Here is a 1064-nt window from a genome sequence, read left to right as displayed (position 1 = left end):
GGTCATGCTCAGTCATGAGGCGCAGTGTGACGGAATCGTTGCTGTTGGTCACGATGCTGTACTTTGTGATGCCTAACGCCTGAGTTGAGGGGCTTTTGCGGAGTAGGCGCAGCCTGCGTAGCAAAAGTCCCGCTCCAACGATTTGTTATGCCGCATCTGCTACTCGGCGACTGAGCGATTTTTGTGTGCTTTGACAACGTTCGCTGTGTGCTGGAGCAAGTCTAGACCGCCCGGTAGACCGTGCCCGGGAATGACGACCTCTGCTTCCGGGTAGTGTTTTTGAATCCGCTCAACGGAGGTGGGCCATTCAGCCAGATCGGCATCGGCCACGTTCCCCGCAGACGTGCTTGACAACTCATGAACGGCACAACCACCGTATAGCACGTTCGCTGACGGGACGTATACAACCAGATTGTCGGTCGAATGCGCAGCACCAGGATAGAAGAGCTCTACTGGACCGAAGCGCACTGCGTCCCCGCTCGATGAGAGTCCTTCTAGAGAATGCGTGGGAATCTCGTTCCCCTCTGCCTCGGCTAGCCGGCGTGTCGACGGTGATGCGTACGTTGCCACCCCAGCCGCCCGAAGGACATCAACGCCGCCGACGCGGTCGTCATGAAAGTGCGTGGAGACTGCACGCGTTACGGGAAGTCCAATTTGCTTTTCAATCTCCGCGAGAAGTGCCGCTGTGTTTTTCGCACCCCACGCTGTATCAATCAAAAGCAACTCATCACCATCACGGACAATGAGACCATTGGACGGGTAGACCGCGCCATCAAACGACTGCGTTGCGATATGCGACCAAACACCATCGGCAATCTGGTAAAGTCGGACCTCTCCGACCGGAATTTCGTTGACTGTCGGATACTCACCACTCGGCTCCCCGGAATGGGCTAACGGACTTGCGACAGCCATGACAGACGCGGTCATGTAGACCAATAAACTACTAATAACTTTTAACATCAAGACTCCATAGGGGTGGGTGCGGCATAACTTTGTTTTAGGGCGACTGCCCTGCTGCGTAACATCGTTGCTGCTCCATAACATCAAACATCGACCCACGGCGT

The 1064-nt window shown here is 55.5% G+C and carries 1 protein-coding gene; it reads right to left on the bottom strand.

What is annotated here, in order from left to right:
• Positions 1 to 159: 159 nt before the first annotated feature.
• Complete coding sequence (locus QMN38_RS26635) at positions 160 to 960, bottom strand: subclass B1 metallo-beta-lactamase VIM-1 (protein WP_013263789.1); 801 nt, start codon at positions 958 to 960, stop codon at positions 160 to 162.
• Positions 961 to 1064 lie beyond the last annotated feature (104 nt).

The organism is Citrobacter sp. R-1.5.2, from assembly GCF_035064245.1.
Taxonomy (GTDB): Bacteria; Pseudomonadota; Gammaproteobacteria; order Enterobacterales; family Enterobacteriaceae; genus Citrobacter.
Note: the sequence above shows the minus strand (reverse complement) of the source record. Positions and strands in the feature narration are given on the sequence as shown.